Below are 17,056 nucleotides of genomic sequence, written 5' to 3'. Positions count from 1 at the left end.
ATTGCGAAGAAATAGACGATAACACCGATAACTCGTATCACCTGACTTGTGAGCGCTCCGCGGGCCTGCTACCACAGGATTACGGAAAACAATGTGCAGGACCGCGATGATGGCAACAAGAAGCAATGAAACATCCGCCCGTCCTGCGGGCAATCTCGTTGTCAAAGTCAGTGGCGAGCTAAAAAAACTGATCCAGTCCGGTGAGTTCAAGCCGGGAATGAAACTGCCTAGCGAAGCAAAGCTGACTGAAGCCTATGGGGTTAGCCGCACGGTTATTCGCGAGGCGGTGGCCGCCCTGCGTGCCGACGGGCTCGTCGAAGCCCGGCAGGGAGCCGGGGTTTTTGTGCTTGAGGCGCAATCCGCTGAAACCCTGCCATTTCACAACCTCGATTATGACCGAGTTTCATCGGTTATTGAGCTGCTCGAGCTGCGCACAGGCGTAGAAGTAGAGGCTGCAGGACTTGCAGCACTGCGTCGCTCTCCCCAGCAGGAAGAGGCTATCATTAATTGCCATCGGCAAGTACTCACTTGCCTGGAAGCTGGACAGCCGACAGCGGAGGCGGATTTCGCATTGCATCTGGCGATTGCTGATGCGGCCAACAATCCTCGCTTTCGCGAGTTTCTGACGATGATTGGTAGCGGTGTTATTCCGCGTGCGGCTTTACAGTCCCAGTCAGATACGAATTCTGCCGATTATATCGCGCGTATTCATGATGAACACTCCCAGATCATCGAGGCCATTTCCAATGGCGATGAAGAGGCTGCACGGTCGGCAATGCGGCGGCATTTGAAGGGAAGCCAGATGCGATACCGCAGCATTCTCAGACAAGTTCGCTCTTACTTATAATATAAGTTGTTGACATATAATATCTGACTGCGCTAGGTCATATGCAGACATCAAAAAAGGGGTCAACATATGGAACCGCAGCAGATCAAGGAAAAGCTTGGAGCAGGATTGCTCTCCTTCCCGGTAACGCATTTCGATGCCGAGGGGCAGTTTGCGCCGGAAAGCTATAAAGCCCATGTAGAATGGCTTTCGGGCTTCGATGCACCGGTATTGTTCGCCGCCGGCGGCACCGGCGAGTTCTTTTCTCTGCGCCCGAGTGAAATTCCGGCCATCGTGTCTGCGGCAAAGGAGGCCGTTGGCAACAGCGGCACAGCGATTGTTTCGGGCTGCGGCTATGGGACGGAAATGGCGATAGAAATTGCCAAGTCAGCTGAAAAGGCTGGAGCGGACGGGATATTGCTTCTGCCACATTATCTGATCGATGCGCCTCAGCAGGGTCTCTACGAACATGTCAAGCGCATCTGCCAGTCAATTGGCATCGGCGTCATGGTCTATAATCGTGATAATGCCGTTCTTCAGGCCGACACGCTGGTTCGCTTGTGTGATGAGTGCCCCAATCTTGTCGGTTTCAAGGATGGTGTGGGTGATATCGGGCTCGTTCGCCAGATTACGGCCAAGATGGGGGATCGTCTGACCTATCTGGGCGGAATGCCGACGGCGGAACTCTTCGCCGAAGCCTATCTGGGCGCCGGGTTCACGACCTATTCTTCAGCCGTTTTCAACTTCGTTCCTGGTCTGGCGGTGGAATTCTATCGTGCGCTGAGGGCAGGTGAACGCGCCACATGCGAGCGGATTCTCAACGAGTTCTTCTATCCGTTCATGGCAATTCGCAACCGCCAGAAGGGCTATGCCGTGGCAGCCATCAAGGCAGGCGTGCGTCTTCAGGGCTTCAATGCCGGGAAGGTTCGTTCTCCACTTTGCGATCTGACCAGAGAGGAAGAAGGCCTTCTCGAAGCGCTCATCGGCAAGTACAGCCGCAAACAGGCGGCTTGAGCGATCAAAAGGAAAAACCGCGGGTCCATCACCCGCGGTTTCTTTATAAGATGCAATAAAGGCCGCGTTTATAGTGACGCGGCCATTTTTTTCAGGCGTTCACAGGCCTTGGTCAGTTCTGCTTCAGAAGCGGCAATGGACAAGCGGATGAAGCCGGGCGCGCCAAAAGCGATACCAGGCACGCTGGATACGCCAAAATCATTGAGCAGATATCCTGCAACATCAGTGTCGCTTTCTAACGTCGCGCCGGCGGGGGTCGTTTTGCCAATCAGTCTGCTGACACCGATGAACGCATAAAACGCGCCGTCCGGCTGGCGGAAGTCAATATTGGGTATTTCCGACAGATAGGTCGCGACAAGATCGGCGCGACGGCGAAACGTCTGGGCTGCTTCCTGCACGAAACTCTGGTCGCCATCGAGTGCGGCTTTTGCGGCCGCCTGCGCAATGCTGCAAACGGATGTGACGCTTTGCGACTGCATCTTGTTGATTGCTGCAATGAGCGCCTTTGGACCTGCCGCATAGCCAACTCGCCAGCCCGTCATCGCGTAGGCTTTTGAGACACCGTTGACGATGAGAGTTCGTTCCCGCAATTGCGGGCAGACGCTGCCGAAGGAAACGAAGGGATGGTCGCGTAGCAAGATGTGCTCGTAAATCTCATCGGAAAGGATGAGAATACCAGGGTGTTTTTCCAGCGCTGTCGCAAGCGCCTGATATTCTGTAGCGCTGTAGATCGCGCCGGTGGGATTGGATGGCGAGTTCAGCATCAGCCAGCGCGTGCGTGGTGTGATGGCCTTTTCCAGTAGTTGGACCGTCAGTTTGAAATCATCTTGTGGTCCGCATTCAACATAGACCGGCGTGCCACCATGCAAGGAAACGATATCGCCATAAGAAACCCAGCAAGGTGTGGGGATAACCACTTCGTCGCCCGGTTCGAGGGTGGCGAGGAACGCATCGAACAAGATCTGTTTTGCGCCATTGGCGACGGTCAGCTCTTCCTGTGAAAAATCTAGACCGTTGTCACGCTTGAACTTGGCAATAATCGCGGCGCGAAGCGCTTCGGTTCCAGCTGCTGCTCCGTAACGAACACCGCCAGCTTTGACTGCTGTGCAGGCAGCATCCAGAACATGGTGCGGCGGTTCAAAATCCGGCTCGCCCAACGACAAATCGATAATGTCTCGCCCCTCGGCACGCAGCTTTTTGGCGGCCATCGAAACAGCCATGCTCGGCGATGACTGGATGCCCGCCGATCTTCTATTTTCATATTGCATTGGAATGCTCTTGTTTGTGGATCGGGAAAAAGGAGAAGCCGCCCTAAAGGCGGCTTCTGACAGGATCTGATGGTCAACCATTCACGACATAATCAAATTCTTTGTCGCGCTGTTTGGCATCCAGGCACCGTTCATCCGCAGCGCCATAGCCGCCGCCGCCCGGCAATTGCAGGATCAGCCTGCGTCCTGCTGGGACATGCTGACGGCCCTTGGCGTTGAGCACCGAACCATCATCGAGCAGGACCGCGCCCGGCGCGCCGTTCTCGCCACCTTCACGCCCGCGCGGCGGGTGTTTGATGCGATCGAACATGGCATTGAAGTAGATCTCATGTCCATCAGTCGGTGCAATCTCGACAACCTGACCAAGCCCGCCACGGAATTTTCCGGCGCCGCCGGAACCGTCGCGCAATTCCTTGCGCCAGAAGATTACCGGGCCAACATGTTCCGTCGCCTCGATGGACATCGAATGAACACCGCTTGGAAAAGCGGTGGCGCTCAGCCCGTCGAGATGCGACCGGGCACCGGCTCCACCGCTGTTGAACAGAAGAACCTCGGCGCGCTGGCCCCCATCTTTTGGGGCCTTGTCGCCGGAAAGCGGACGCGCACTAACATGAAGGTTCCAAAGCGCGCCTGAGCCTTCCGCCGGTACTCGACCGGGCAGCATCTTATGGACAGCACCAAGCACTGCATCGGGCACCAGATGGCCGAGCACGTGGCGGACCGAAACAGGGGCAGGGTGCTGCGCGTTCAAGATGCAATCTTTCGGAGCAATCACCTTGAAGGGAAGAAGCGATGCGTGATTGTTCGGGATTTCCGGCGCAATTGAGCATTTCAGGCCGTAACAGGCATAGGCAGCTGAATAAATCAGCGGACAATTGATGCCTTTAGGGCTAGGCGCAGATGTGCCGTTGAAGTCCGCAAGTATGTGATCGGCATGGACATCGATCCGCACCGCGATATCGATAGGATCGCCGTAACCGTCAACCCGCATCACGTTGGAATAAGTGCCGTGCGGCAATGCCGCCAGCTTCTCAAGCGTCGCGTCATAGCTACGTTTGAAGATAAATTCGGCCAGCTCTTCCAGATCGTCGAGTCGGAACTCATCCATCATGTCCATCAGACGGCGATGACCGATTTCGTTGCAGGCGGCGAGGGAATAGACGTCGCCGACGACCTGATGGCTTTCGCGAACATTGTTGCGCAAAATGTTCACGAGATCTTTGTTGACCACCCCGCGTTCAGCGAATTTCATGATCGGCACAAAGATGCCTTCTTCATAAACTTCGTTTGCATCGGGGCCAAAGCCACGTCCGCCCACATCCACCACATGGGCGGTGCAAGCGAAGAAGCCTGTCAGCGCGCCATCGCGAAAGCTTGGCGAGACGACGGTGAAATCGTGCAGGTGACCGGTGCCTTTCCATGGGTCGTTGGTGATGTAGACATCACCTTCGAAGATATTCTCCCGCCCGATATCGTTGATGAAATGTCCAACGGCTTCCGCCATCGCATTCACATGGCCGGGCGTGCCGGTCACGGCCTGCGCGATCATCTGTCCGGCGCGATTGAACACGCCAGCTGAAAGATCACCGGATTCACGCACACTGGTGCTGAAGGCTGTACGAATGAGCGTTACGGCCTGTTCTTCAACGACCGAGATCAGGCGGTTCCACATGATCTGCATGTGGACATCGGAAATAGGTTTCACTGACATGGGTAAACTCCTTCAGGCAGCCTTGGCGCGCAGCAACAGGCAACCATCGGCCTGCATGATAGCTTCGCGGCTTGAGGTCACGATGGTCGATGTCTCGCGTTCCGTGATGACCGCTGGCCCGGCGATCCAGTCACCCGGTTTCATATCGCTGCGATCAACCACGCTGGCATCAAGGAAACGCTCTTCGAGAACGTCGAACACCTTGCGCTGGCCGGATACTGTTGCGGTTGATTGTTTCGTCACAGGTTTGGCAGGGGTTGGTGCTGCGGCATCTGCGCTGGCGCGCAGCGACCAGCTGACAATTTCGACATCCAGCCCATCGATCACGCGACCGAAGAAGCGTTCATAGCACTCATCGAAAAGCGAGCTGAAAAGTGAGGCATCCGCTTGGGTATACTCACGAACCTCAATGGTGACCGGTACTTCCCATCCCTGACCGACATAGCGCATATAAGCGGTGCATTCGAGTGAAGGGTTGGCGTTGGGTGCGCCCGAGCGCACGAAGGAGGTTGCTTCCTGTACCAGCTCGGCAATCACAGTATTGATCGCATTGGCGTCGAAGCGGCTGATGCGGCTATAAGCGCTGCGGACCGATTCAAAACCAAAAGGCGCACGCAGGAAGCCGATTGCAGAGCCGACACCGGCACCAGGCGGGATCAGCAGATCGTTGACACCAAGCTTTTCGCAAAGCCGCGCGGCATGAACAGGAGCCGCGCCGCCAAAGGCGATCATGGTGAACTCGGAAAGCTCCTTGCCATTTTCAACCGCATGCATACGCGCGGCGTTGCTCATGTTTTCATCGACAACTTCGCTAAGGCCATAAGCCGAGGTTGCGATATCCGAACCCAGCTTGCTGCCAATATCTGCATCCATGGCGCTTTCGGATGCCGAGCGCGACAGTTTCATCGACCCGCCGGCAAAGCTGTCGGGATCAAGGCGACCAAGGATGACATCGGCGTCGGTCACGGTTGGGTTGACACCGCCCCGATCATAGCAAGCCGGTCCCGGTTCCGAACCTGCGCTATGAGGACCAACGCGGATCTGGCGCATGGAATCGACGTTTGCAATCGAGCCGCCGCCCGCGCCAATCTCGACCATTTCGATGACCGGGATGGAGATTGGCATGCCGCTGCCCTTCTTGAAGCGATAGGTACGCGCCACTTCGAAGGTCTTCGACGTTTTCGGTGTCTGCTGTTCAATCAGGCAGATTTTTGCGGTAGTGCCGCCCATATCGTAGGACACGACCTGATCAAGCTTGTGATTGGCTGCGATATGGGCTGCGAAAATCGCGCCGCCAGCCGGTCCGGATTCAAGCAGGCGAACGGGAAACTCAATCGCACTGTCGACGCTGATAATGCCGCCGCCCGAGTGGATCATAAAGACCGGTGCAACAAGCCCTTCATCGTGAAGACGGCCTACCAGACGATTGAGGTAAGACGCCATCAAAGGTTTGACATAGGCATTGGCGCAGACGGTATTGAAGCGTTGAAACTCACGCATCTGCGGCGAGACTTCCGACGAAATCGAGACGGAAAGATCAGGCTTCCTGGCCAGCAGCCGGTCACGGAAACGGCGCTCATGTTTGCCATTGAGATAGGAGTGGATGAAGCCGACAGCGATACTCTCATAACCTTGCGCAATAATGCGATCGCAAAGCGTTTCTATCTCGCTCTCATCCAGAGGCTTGAGCACTTCGCCGCTTGCTCCCATGCGCTCATCAAGGACGAAACGGTCGCTACGGTCGACCAACGGGGCCGGGAGGACAATATCGAGATCATATTGCTCGAAGCGGCTTTCGGTGCGCATTTCGATCACGTCGCGAAAGCCTTTGGTCGTGACGAGCGCCGTTTTTGCACCGCGACGCTCGATCAGGGCGTTTGTCGCAAGAGTGGTGCCATGGATCACCGTATCGATCTGGTTCAGCGCTATCCCGGCCTTTTCCGCAACCTCGCGAATGGCTTTGACAATCGCATTTTCAGGGAACGCGTAATCGGTCAGAACCTTGGTTGAGTGCAGTGTCGAACCAACCTCCATCGCCACATCGGTGAAGGTTCCGCCAATGTCGACGCCAACCCTGATCAGTTTGCCATCTATCGTCATGTCTTGCCTAACTCCCAAGATCAGATTCTATGCGTTAAGTGCGGGGCCGGGCTGAAAGGCCACGGTTCAGGCACGTGTTTCCTCGTTCCGGCAGGCGGTGCCTGCCGGTTCATTAAGTGTTGTTTTGTGGTGTCTCGGCTAACTCGGAACGTTCAGACGTTCACCAGTCAGTCTGTGGTTAGTTCTTGCCGGTGAAGTCCACTCCATCAAGGGTGGTCGGCAACTTTGCGCGATCCACACCAATCCACTTTTTGTAAAGACCGTCGAGTGAACCGTCCGCCGTGTGGCGCGTGACAAAATCATTCAGATAGTCGAGCATTTCCTGATCGCCCTTGCGCACCGCCATTGCCTGGAAATTGTCTGCGACCTTGTACTTGCGACCGTAGTTGCCGCTGTTGCCAGTTTTGTCGATCACCAGCCCATAGGTCACGCTGCCCAGAATAGCGTCAACCTGACCGGACAGGAGCGCCTGTACGGTGGTCGCATCGTCATCGAAGCGCTTGATCTGCGTGTTGGCGGGCGCGACTTTCTTCAGGACCGGCTCGAAAACGCTGCCGCGATTGACGCCAATGATGTATTTGCCCAGATCGTCATTGCCCTTGATATCAACGTCGTTCTTGCCCCAGACAGTGATGTCGTTGGAGGAATACGGAATGGCGAATTGAATGACCTTGGCGCGCTCTGGCGTGATGGTCATGGATGGAACGAGAAAATCGACCATGCCATTGGTGAGAAGTGGAATACGGTTCTGACCGGTAATGCGCTCGAACTTGATCTGAACGCCCAGTTCCTTGGCGATCAGGTCAGCAACATCGACGTCATAGCCTCCATTTTTGCCGTTCTCGTCGATAAAGCCCCATGGAAACTGGTCCATCTGCACACCGATGGTAACGGTGCCCTTGGCCTTGATTTCCTCGGGCGTAGCGGCGCCAGCCGCCGTGGCGATGCACACGGATGCGAGCAGACCGAACGCGAAGCCGAGTGAAGCCTTGGAACGAGCGAAACTTGAATTGAACATGTTCTTACCTCTGGTTGTTTTATTGTTATTCAACGGGATGCATTCATCCGCTTTTCGATACGGGCGCTGTAATAGGTGAGCGGAATGCAGATCACGAAGTAGACAAGACCGACAGCGCCGTAGACTTTGAGTGGCTCGAAAGTGATGTTGGCCATCAGCTGACCCGAGCGTGTGAGTTCGGTCAGGCCGAGCAGAGCCGCAAGGGCGGTGCCCTTGATCAGATTGACGAGAAAGCCAATCGTTGCGGGCAGGCCGATGCGAAAGGCTTGGGGAAGCACGACATCCGACATGCGCCGGACATAGCCGATACCAAGCGCGCGGGCCGCTTCATCCTGCCCTGCCGATACAGCCTCGATGCTGCCCCGCCAGATTTCACCAAGAAATGCACTGGTATGGAGCGAAAGACCGATAATGAGCGCGACCCAGACATCGACACGAATGCCGAGCAACGGCAGGCCGAAATAGACGAAGAATAGCTGGATCAGCAGCGGTGTGCCCTGAAAGATCTGGATATATGTCGCCATAAAATAGCGAAGCCATTTCTTGTTGCTGGTGCGCCCAAGGGCCACGATGAGACCACAGGCACCACCGAAGACGAAGGCGAGGAGTGACAGGATTACTGTCCAGCGAGCCCCTTCAAGAATGAACAGGAATTCTGCAAAGCCGAAACTGCGTATCATCGGTCTGCCTCACTTCGTCGGGTAGGAAAAGTAAGTTCTGCCAATGAGTTGGAGAACAATGGAAAAGAACTGCGAAAGCGCGAGATAGATAACGCCGAGTGCGAAATAGACTTCGAAGCTGCGGAATGTCTCTGAATCGATCATTTGACCGACATAGGTGAGTTCTTCCGCGGAAACTGAAGCCACCAGGCTGGAATTGAGCATCATCAAAATGAACTGGCTGCAAAGCGCTGGGTAAACCGCGCGAATGGCTGGCCGAAAGATGATGAAGCGATAGACGTCGATTGTGTGAAGGCCAAGCGCCCGTCCTGCTTCCACCTGCCCCTTCTTGATGGACTCCACCCCGCCGCGCACGATTTCGGCTGCATAAGCTGCGCAATTGAGCGTCATGGCCAGAATTGCCGCCTGTGTGGCTGTCAAGGTGACGCCAAGAGATGGCATTCCGAAGAAGATGAAAAATACCTGCACCAGAAACGGCGTGTTGCGGATCAATTCGATATAGGCAAATGCCACCCGTGATACGGTTCGTATCGAGCTCATGCGCATCAACATGAAGACAATGCCGAGCATCAGCCCAAGCGCCATCGAGATGGAGGATATCTTTAGGGTTTGTAATGCGCCGCTGAGCAGCAGTGGCCAGGCCGCCAGAACCGGCCCCATGTCGAAACTATATTGCATTGGCAAGCTCCCGTTATTCCGTCTGGTTCCCCTTTGTTGTTAGTGATTGAGAATCTGGCCCAGAAATGCTTTGGCGCGTTCGTGCTTGGGGTTGCCGAAAAACTCTGTGGGAGGGGCGCTTTCGATAATCTCGCCGCGATCCATGAAGATGACACGGTGCGCAACGGCGCGCGCAAAACCCATTTCGTGTGTTACGCAGATCATCGTGATACCGTCGTCCGCAAGCGAGATCATGGTATCGAGAACTTCTTTCACCATTTCAGGATCAAGCGCCGATGTGGGTTCATCGAACAACATGATCTTTGGCCCCATGCAAAGCGCGCGAGCAATGGCCACACGTTGCTGCTGACCTCCAGAAAGCTGGGCTGGATATTTGTTGGCCTGTTCGGCGATATGCACCCGCTTGAGGAAATGCATGGCTTTTTCTTTGGCCTCGGCTGTTGAAGCCTTATGCACGCGGCGCGGCGCCAGCATACAGTTTTCGAGTACGGTCATATGGGGGAAAAGGTTAAACTGTTGAAAGACCATGCCGACATCGCGCCGGATATGATCGACATTGGCCCCTTTGTTGCCTAGTCGTGTTCCATTCACATCGATGGTGCCGTCCTGAATCTCTTCAAGATGATTGATACAGCGAATAAGCGTTGATTTACCCGAACCGGAGGGGCCGCACAGAACGATATGTTCGCCCCGCTTCACATGTAGATCCACATTCTTGAGTACGTGAAGCTGGCCATACCATTTATTGACCGCGCTCATCGTGATGGCTTGTTCAGACATCTATCTCTCGCTTCATATGTGTAGGCAGAACGGAAATCGCCCGCTCAGGGCTGAACTTCAAAAATGGCGTCGACTTCGACAGCAAATCCGCGCGGCAGAGAGCCTGCCCCCAATGCCGTGCGGGCATGTCGGCCTTTCTCGCCCAGAACTTCGACCAGAAGATCGGAGGCTCCATCAATAACGGCGGGATGGTCTTTGAAGCTGGGCACGGCATTTACAAAGCCGCGCACCTGCAAACAGGCTGAAATGCGGTCGAGATCGCCATCAACGGCCATTGAGGCGCGTGCCAGAAGATTGAGTGCGCAGACACGCGCTGCCTGATAGGCCTCCGCTATATCCATAGTGTCGCCGACGAGGCCCAGATAACGGTCAACACCGTCGACGCGCGGCACCTGTCCGGAAATGTAGAGTGTGCTTCCACTCAACCGAAACGGAACATAGGTTCCGCTCGGGGCCGTCACACTGGGCAGGGCAAGGCCCAACTCCGCCAGTCTGGAAGAAACGATTCCCATCTCGAATTCCCCTGTTTTTGTTCGCCTGTTCTGCAATTGCTGTAGCATGGAACTACCTGCAACTGCATGGTGATATTATCACATGGCGTCTTGTTGTGATGTTAGGTTTGCTGAAATAATATCACTTGTCAAGAATGAATCTCAGGCGTCTATTTTGGTGGGAAAGCGATTGAGATTAGGTGTTATGCTATAGAAAACAGCATGTTGACCAATCTTTGAGCGAATTCAGAGGGTTGTGTCGCATAAACTGAATATCTACTTTTGTCGGCGCATTTTGTTCCGATAGTACCCATTCGGCGTTCCAATGGGTGTCAGGTTGGCTTGTAAAACGAAATGTGATTTTAAGAGATATTATCACATACATGATGATAGTATCTTGTCTTGAGCGTGCTAACCGCGTATCACCATGGAAAGACAATATTTTCCACCGGGATAGGCTCATATTGAAAACACTGACTGCGCGAACGATTGAGAGCCTCAAGACACTGATCGGCGACGGTACGCTTCAGGTCGGCGACAAGTTGCCGACCCTTGCTGAACTTGGGGACAAGCTTGGTGTCAGCCGCACGGTTATCCGCGAAGCTGTGGCGGCTCTGCGCTCTGACGGATTGTTGGAAGCAAAGCATGGGGTTGGAATATTCATTCGCGATCCTGGAAAGGCAGTGCCTCCCGTCTCAGACGATTCCATGCTGGAGCCGTTGGCGCGGCTTTCGCTTCCATTCATGGATTTGCTTGAGTTGCGTATGGCTTTTGAAGTCCATGCCGCCGGATTGGCCGCGCAACGCCGGTCATGGGCGCAGGAAGCAAACATGTGGGATGCGCTGAAGCAGTTCGAGGCTTCTATTGAGAATGAAGAAGCACTGGATGAACTGGACTTCATTTTCCACCGGTCCATATCGGAGGCAACCAATAATCTGGCGTTTATCGAGTTTTTCAGCGTCATGAGCCTGAAGATACTGCCACAGCCAGCATTTTCGCGGGATCTGAACCCCTCGCTTATCACGCCTGATTATATCCAGAACACGGTCATCGAGCATCGCGCCATTTGTGAAGCGATCAGCGCCGGAAATGCCGAGCAGGCACGTGAAGCGATGCAGGCACATCTCAATCGCAGCCATCAGCGCTATCGCGGGTTCAACGGCGCTTTTGGGTCGCCGTTGAGTAATATTGTGGATAGCTGAACCTATTCAGTAAGCGCTATCGACTGACGGACTATGGCCGCTACCTTCAACATTCGGGAGGTGAGGGCGGTACGACTGGCTGTTCGAACGTGCGCTGCAACTGACCCCAGCCCGGATCGTGCATGTGGGCGTCCAGTCCGGCTCGGGCGACCAGAGCACGCGCCTCTGCTTCACCGAAGGCAAGCGCCTCGTGCATATCGGCAGTTAGGACCACGCCGTCCTGCATGATAATCTTGCCGTCGACGATGACAGTATCAACATCGCTGCCAAGAACCTGATGAACCAGCCGATGGACCGGCATCCAATTGGGTGTCAGATGCGGTTTGCGCATATCGATGATCGCGATATCCGCTTTCTTGCCGGTTTCAAGAGAACCGATCTCATGATCCATACCAATGGCACGCGCCGCGTCGATGGTTATCATCTCGAACACCTTGCCGGGCGGCAGAAGGTATCGGTCGTGATTATGCAATATATGTTGGGTTGATTGCGCGATCCGGGCGACTTGCAGCATGTCGAAATGGCGGCTTGGTGCGGCGCCGTCGGATGTAATAGCGACAGGCACGCCCCGCGCAAGCATCTGCATAATCGGCGTGGAACGTCCGGGCGGTGCATGGGTGACGTGGGTGCCGGTTTCGGCGAGGATATCTATTTCCTCATGAGAGATGCCCCAGCAATGCTGTAAATGCACATCAGGACCCAGCAGTGCATGTTCCTTGTCTTGATACGCCATCCGAATTTGCCCGGCAAAGGCATCAGAATGGATGCGCACGCCCCATTTGCGCGCGGTTTCGCGAATGCGACGCGCCTGCATCCGGTCGTTCTCCGTCAGATTGACCGCGAAATCCGGTGTGGAAGCGTTTGACGGTTCGACAGAGGGGACGATTGTAAAAGGCGTCAGAAAAACCTTGATGCGGCCGCCGGCTGTTCCGTTAAGGCTTTCGATGGTGGCTTCAGCGCCCTCAATCATTTCTTCGAATGAAACAGTGTGACGCACAGGCTTGCCGCTTTCCCATCGCGTTACCGATTGCGGCCAGGGTAGTTCAGCGGGGCCGGCACATATGATCTCGCGCAGACCGAGTTCCGCATAGGCGCGCGCGTGATTGGCTGCAAAGACCGGATCGTCGCTGCGCGGCATGGAGGTGATGATGCTGGCCGAGGTTGTCACGCCCGCGCATAGCCGCTCCAGGCCGGAAACGAGGCCATCGGCGTACCAGTAGTCGCGGGTTACATAATGATAATAGGTTGGCGTGACGATCCGCATCCAAAGTGAATTGGTGTCGGCGGCAATGCTGCGGATCAGCGCGTGACCAGCGTGGCCGTGCGCGTCGATGAGACCCGGAATGAGCATCTTGCCACAACAGTCGATTGTCTTCTTGTCAACATGGCGCGGAGCGAGGTCCTGCGATGTGCCAATATCGACAATTCTGTCGTTCTCGATTGCCACAGCTCCATCTTCTATAATCCGCCGTGTTTTATCGACTGTCACGACAGTCCCGTGAAGCAGCAGCAATCCAGTCATATCTTCCCCTTTTTTATGTCCATGACGACAGCGTTTGACGCTGTGCGGTCTCATATCGATATGTCGATGTTTTTGAAGTTAATTGGCGACAATATCGTTGACAATAAAAGAATGGATTAAGATACTGCAACGAAATTCAGTCCAACAATCTTATCGTTATGGATGAGGGGAAAAAGCATGTCGCGTTTAAATAGGTTTTTTATATCGGCCCTGACGGCAGCTGCCATTGCGGCGCCGGCACTGGCCAGTTCTGCCGACGCGGCTACGTTACGTTGGGGCAGTCGTGCGGATATCTACTCGCTCGATCCTGATTCTGTTCCATCCACATCCAATCTGGCTTTCCTGAACCACATTTACGAAGGTCTGATCCGTTACGGCCCGAACTTCGAGATCGAGCCCGCGCTGGCTACCGAATGGAAGTTGGTCGATAACAAGTTCTGGCGTTTTACCCTTCGCAAGGGCGTGAAGTTCCACAATGGCGCAGATTTTACGGCTGATGACGTTGTGGCCTCGATGAACCGTGTTTCCGACCCGACATCACCTCTGCGCGGCAATATTCCGCTCTATGTCGGCGTCAAGAAAGTGGACGATTCCACGGTCGATATCGAGGTTTCGGCACCATCGGCGCTGTTCCTCAACGACATGACCAATATTTTCATGTTCAACGCGAAGTGGCTGAAGGACAATAGTGCCGAAAAGCCGACCGATATCGCGTCCAAGACAGAGAATTATGCAACGCATAACACCAATGGCACGGGCCCGTTCAAGCTCGACAGCCGTGTACCCGATTCAAAGACGGTTCTGATCGTTAATGATCAATGGTGGGACCAGAAAAAGCACAATCTGGATCGCATCGAATACATTCCGATTTCTTCGGCTGCGACGCGCGTTGCGGCACTTCTTTCCAATGAAATCGATCTGGTCGATTCAGCACCCATTCAGGATATTCCGCGTCTGGAATCGACGCCGGGCATCAAGGTCGACAAACGCACCGAGCTGCGCACGGTGTTTATCGGCTTTAACGGCAAGGAAAAGCTTGAGGATGGGCGTCCGAACCCATTCCTGGATGTCCGCGTGCGTCAGGCCGTCGAGGCAAGTATTGATCGTGATCTCATCAACAAGAAAATCATGCGCGGTCTGGCACGGCCTTCCGGTTCTCTGATTGCGCCGGAAATCGCAGGCTATTCGAAAGCGCTCGACACTTATCAGCCAGCCGATCCCAACCTTGCTCAAAAGCTGCTTGAAGAAGCTGGCCAGAAAGGCCTGACTTTCAACTATCTTTGCATGAATGATGAGAGCATCAACGAGGAAGATATCTGTTCGGGTATCGCCAATATGATGAAACGCGGCGGTTTCGAACCGAGCATCGATATGGGGCCACGTGCCGTTCAGCAGCCTAAGCGCACCAATGGCAAGGCTGATATGTTCAATCTGAGCTGGGCCAATGAGCCGACGCTCGATGCCTATTCGTTGCTTTCGCAGGTGCTTTCTACGCGCAGTGGTTCCACCGGTGTATCCAACTATGGTGGCTGGTCTTATCCTGAACTCGACGAACTGATGAAAAAGGCGGCACAGGAACCTGATACGGCGAAGCGTTTGGCGCTGGAAGAACAGGCGCTGAAAGTTGCCAAGGACAAGGCAATTCTGATCCCGATTCATCAGCAGCCCATCGCTTGGGGCATGCTGGACAAGGTCAAGAGCGTGGATTTCCGGGCCGATAACAAGCCGCGTCATTGGCATACGCAAATGGCCGAGTAAGGCCAGCAAAGCGAAAATAGAAAAGCGCTTCACCTTGGTGAGGCGCTTTTTTTATGTGGTGCACACTCTGGAGATGCGACAATTCTCATTCAAAAGCCGCACTTTGATTGTTGCTCAGAAATGTGGCAGCATCTGACCAATTGTAGAGCATAGTTGTCGACAAATAGGTTATTGAAACTCAAAAAATTGTCTACAATTACGTTGACAACTTTATATCGACTGGCAATACTCCCTTTCGTGATCTGGGAGGCCGGTCACCTCAAAAGGGAGAAATCAGTATTACCCGCCTTCATGGCGTGAGCAGACACTGAAACGCAGCACCGAAACGGATGCGGCGATGCATGAAAACAGACCTCCAAAAAAGGAGGCGCAAATTTCCAGAAGCGGAGCAAAATCTATGTTAAGAAAACTTGGCCTTGCGGCCACAATGCTGGCTGGGCTGACTTTGGCTGGCCACGCCGAAACGCTCAAATGGGGCGCTGCGCGCGATATCTATTCGCTTGATCCCTATTCTTATGGCGACAGCTATACACTGTCCTTCCTCAATCACATCTATGAAGGCCTCGTGCGCTACGACGCCGAGCTGAAGATCGAGCCTGCGCTTGCTGAATCCTGGGAAAATGTTTCCGAGACGGTTTGGCGCTTTCATCTGCGCAAGGGCGTCAAGTTTCATGATGGCGCGGATTTCAATGCCGACGATGTGCTCGCTTCGTTGAAGCGCGTCAGCGATCCGGTTTCGCCGCTGCGTGGTAATTTGCCTGCCTACAAGTCCTCCAAGAAAGTGGACGACTACACAATCGATATCGAGTTGAGCGGCCCTTATCCGCTGCTCCTCAATGACCTCACCAATATTCACATCTTCGATGCGGGCTGGCTGAAGACCAATAATTCGGAAAAGCCCACCGACGTTGGTGCCAAGATCGAAGGCTACGCTACCTACCACACCAATGGCACGGGTCCGTTCAAGCTGGAAAGCCGTGTACCGGATTCCAAGACCATTCTGGTCAAGAACCCGGACTGGTGGGACAAGACGTCGAAATCAAACATCGACCGCATCGAGTTCAATCCGATCACTTCGGCAGCGACACGCGTTGCGGCACTTCTCTCTGGAGAAGTCAATTTTACGGAAAGTGCCCCATCGCAGGATTTGCCGCGCCTTCAGGCACAGCCTGACCTGAAGGTCATGGAACGTACCGATTTGCGCACTGTCATGATGGGTTTCAATCGCAAGCCGAAGCTCGAAAACGGATCGGAAAACAAATTCAACGATTTGCGTGTGCGTCAGGCTTTCGCACATTCGCTTGACCGCGACCTGATACAGAAGCGCATCATGCGCGGCAAGTCGCGCACGGCAGGTGCGGTGGTTGCGCCGGAAATTCCGGGCTACACGCCGGAACTGGATACCACTTTGGCCTATGATCCGGCCCTGTCGAAGAAGCTTCTGGCCGAGGCTGGGGCTACGGATTTTCCGTTCACACTGGTCTGCACAACTGATGCCTATGTGAACGAGGAAGAACTGTGCCAGGGGCTCGTGAATATGCTGAGCCGGGGCGGCTTCAAGCCGCAGCTTGATATTGCACCAACGGCTGCGCAGGCACCGAAACGCACGGGTGGCAAGGCTGACGTCTATATCATTGGCTGGGCAACTGAGCCGATGCTCGACAGCTATTCGATCCTGTTACAGATGATTGAAACCAAAACTGATAATGCCGGTGTTTTCAACTGGGGTGGCTGGAGCTATCCGGAAATCGACAAGCTGGTCATTGAGGCATCCACGGAGATGGATCGCAGCAAACGGCTGGCATTGCAGACAAAGGCTCTGCAAATGGTCAAGGACGAGATCGTCATGTTGCCGCTGCATCAACAGCCGATGGCGTGGGTCATGTCGAATAAGATTGATCATATCGTCCAGTTGCCAGACAACAAGCCGCGTCACTGGCTGACGCATTTTGCCGAATAGTCTCATCAAGATGCTCCGGGGCACGCCGTTTCGGAGCATCCTGTTCCC

The 17,056-nt window shown here is 54.6% G+C and carries 14 protein-coding genes; 5 read left to right on the top strand and 9 right to left on the bottom strand.

Going from position 1 to position 17,056, the window contains the following annotated elements:
* Window positions 1–106: 106 nt before the first annotated feature.
* Window positions 107–847 carry a FadR/GntR family transcriptional regulator gene (locus FHW00_RS12515; protein WP_445557865.1) on the top strand — a complete coding sequence of 247 codons (741 nt, stop codon included), beginning with the start codon at window positions 107–109 and terminating at the stop codon, window positions 845–847.
* A gap of 69 nt (window positions 848–916) precedes the next feature.
* Window positions 917–1,840, top strand: a complete 924-nt coding sequence (gene kdgD / locus FHW00_RS12510) for a 5-dehydro-4-deoxyglucarate dehydratase (protein WP_078337183.1) — start codon at window positions 917–919, stop codon at window positions 1,838–1,840.
* 68 nt (window positions 1,841–1,908) lie between these two features.
* On the opposite strand, the gene FHW00_RS12505 is transcribed toward kdgD, so the two are convergent.
* The 8 genes from FHW00_RS12505 to FHW00_RS12470 all read right to left on the bottom strand — a co-directional run bounded on the left by FHW00_RS12505 (window position 1,909) and on the right by FHW00_RS12470 (window position 10,587).
* Window positions 1,909–3,108: a pyridoxal phosphate-dependent aminotransferase gene (locus tag FHW00_RS12505; protein WP_078337182.1), complete on the bottom strand. Its 1,200-nt coding sequence runs from the start codon at window positions 3,106–3,108 to the stop codon at window positions 1,909–1,911.
* A gap of 73 nt (window positions 3,109–3,181) precedes the next feature.
* Window positions 3,182–4,819, bottom strand: a complete 1,638-nt coding sequence (locus tag FHW00_RS12500) for a hydantoinase B/oxoprolinase family protein (protein ID WP_182514660.1) — start codon at window positions 4,817–4,819, stop codon at window positions 3,182–3,184.
* A gap of 12 nt (window positions 4,820–4,831) precedes the next feature.
* On the bottom strand, window positions 4,832–6,919 hold the full coding sequence (locus tag FHW00_RS12495) for a hydantoinase/oxoprolinase family protein (protein WP_078337181.1): 2,088 nt from the start codon (window positions 6,917–6,919) through the stop codon (window positions 4,832–4,834).
* 178 nt (window positions 6,920–7,097) lie between these two features.
* A complete protein-coding gene (locus FHW00_RS12490) occupies window positions 7,098–7,937 on the bottom strand; it encodes a transporter substrate-binding domain-containing protein (protein ID WP_078337180.1) in 840 nt (279 codons plus the stop codon).
* Window positions 7,938–7,966: 29 nt separating this feature from the next.
* A complete protein-coding gene (locus FHW00_RS12485; RefSeq protein WP_078337179.1) occupies window positions 7,967–8,617 on the bottom strand; it encodes an amino acid ABC transporter permease in 651 nt (216 codons plus the stop codon).
* 9 nt (window positions 8,618–8,626) lie between these two features.
* Window positions 8,627–9,295 carry an amino acid ABC transporter permease gene (locus tag FHW00_RS12480; RefSeq protein ID WP_078337178.1) on the bottom strand — a complete coding sequence of 223 codons (669 nt, stop codon included), beginning with the start codon at window positions 9,293–9,295 and terminating at the stop codon, window positions 8,627–8,629.
* A 39-nt stretch (window positions 9,296–9,334) separates the two neighbouring features.
* Window positions 9,335–10,075, bottom strand: coding sequence for an amino acid ABC transporter ATP-binding protein (locus tag FHW00_RS12475; RefSeq protein WP_078337177.1), 741 nt, complete (start codon window positions 10,073–10,075; stop codon window positions 9,335–9,337).
* 44 nt (window positions 10,076–10,119) lie between these two features.
* Complete coding sequence (locus FHW00_RS12470) at window positions 10,120–10,587, bottom strand: RidA family protein (protein WP_078337176.1); 468 nt, start codon at window positions 10,585–10,587, stop codon at window positions 10,120–10,122.
* A gap of 443 nt (window positions 10,588–11,030) precedes the next feature.
* Between FHW00_RS12470 and FHW00_RS12465 the strand changes: the two genes are divergently transcribed.
* Window positions 11,031–11,768, top strand: a complete 738-nt coding sequence (locus FHW00_RS12465; RefSeq protein WP_078337175.1) for a FadR/GntR family transcriptional regulator — start codon at window positions 11,031–11,033, stop codon at window positions 11,766–11,768.
* A 46-nt stretch (window positions 11,769–11,814) separates the two neighbouring features.
* Here FHW00_RS12465 and FHW00_RS12460 read toward each other — a convergent pair whose 3' ends face one another.
* The gene (locus FHW00_RS12460; protein ID WP_078337174.1) at window positions 11,815–13,290 is read right to left on the bottom strand and encodes an amidohydrolase family protein; all 1,476 of its coding nucleotides are present in this window, start codon (window positions 13,288–13,290) and stop codon (window positions 11,815–11,817) included.
* Between the two features lie 177 nt (window positions 13,291–13,467).
* On the opposite strand from FHW00_RS12460, the gene FHW00_RS12455 reads away from it, so the two are divergent.
* The gene (locus tag FHW00_RS12455) at window positions 13,468–15,048 is read left to right on the top strand and encodes an ABC transporter substrate-binding protein (protein WP_078337173.1); all 1,581 of its coding nucleotides are present in this window, start codon (window positions 13,468–13,470) and stop codon (window positions 15,046–15,048) included.
* A gap of 397 nt (window positions 15,049–15,445) precedes the next feature.
* Window positions 15,446–17,008 (top strand): ABC transporter substrate-binding protein, encoded by a 1,563-nt coding sequence (locus FHW00_RS12450; protein ID WP_078337172.1) that lies wholly within the window; start codon window positions 15,446–15,448, stop codon window positions 17,006–17,008.
* Window positions 17,009–17,056 lie beyond the last annotated feature (48 nt).

The sequence above is a fragment of the Ochrobactrum sp. P6BSIII genome (assembly GCF_014138065.1).
Lineage (GTDB): Bacteria > Pseudomonadota > Alphaproteobacteria > Rhizobiales > Rhizobiaceae > Brucella.
Note: the sequence above shows the minus strand (reverse complement) of the source record. Positions and strands in the feature narration are given on the sequence as shown.

Excerpts from the sequence above, each read along its gene's own strand:
- FHW00_RS12515 (WP_445557865.1), top strand. The coding sequence starts at position 107 with ATGATGGCAACAAGAAGCAATGAAACATCCGCCCGTCCTGCGGGCAAT.
- kdgD (WP_078337183.1), top strand. The coding sequence starts at position 917 with ATGGAACCGCAGCAGATCAAGGAAAAGCTTGGAGCAGGATTGCTCTCC.
- FHW00_RS12505 (WP_078337182.1), bottom strand. The coding sequence starts at position 3,108 with ATGCAATATGAAAATAGAAGATCGGCGGGCATCCAGTCATCGCCGAGC.
- FHW00_RS12500 (WP_182514660.1), bottom strand. The coding sequence starts at position 4,819 with ATGTCAGTGAAACCTATTTCCGATGTCCACATGCAGATCATGTGGAAC.
- FHW00_RS12495 (WP_078337181.1), bottom strand. The coding sequence starts at position 6,919 with ATGACGATAGATGGCAAACTGATCAGGGTTGGCGTCGACATTGGCGGA.
- FHW00_RS12490 (WP_078337180.1), bottom strand. The coding sequence starts at position 7,937 with ATGTTCAATTCAAGTTTCGCTCGTTCCAAGGCTTCACTCGGCTTCGCG.
- FHW00_RS12485 (WP_078337179.1), bottom strand. The coding sequence starts at position 8,617 with ATGATACGCAGTTTCGGCTTTGCAGAATTCCTGTTCATTCTTGAAGGG.
- FHW00_RS12480 (WP_078337178.1), bottom strand. The coding sequence starts at position 9,295 with ATGCAATATAGTTTCGACATGGGGCCGGTTCTGGCGGCCTGGCCACTG.
- FHW00_RS12475 (WP_078337177.1), bottom strand. The coding sequence starts at position 10,075 with ATGTCTGAACAAGCCATCACGATGAGCGCGGTCAATAAATGGTATGGC.
- FHW00_RS12470 (WP_078337176.1), bottom strand. The coding sequence starts at position 10,587 with ATGGGAATCGTTTCTTCCAGACTGGCGGAGTTGGGCCTTGCCCTGCCC.
- FHW00_RS12460 (WP_078337174.1), bottom strand. The coding sequence starts at position 13,290 with ATGACTGGATTGCTGCTGCTTCACGGGACTGTCGTGACAGTCGATAAA.
- FHW00_RS12455 (WP_078337173.1), top strand. The coding sequence starts at position 13,468 with ATGTCGCGTTTAAATAGGTTTTTTATATCGGCCCTGACGGCAGCTGCC.
- FHW00_RS12450 (WP_078337172.1), top strand. The coding sequence starts at position 15,446 with ATGTTAAGAAAACTTGGCCTTGCGGCCACAATGCTGGCTGGGCTGACT.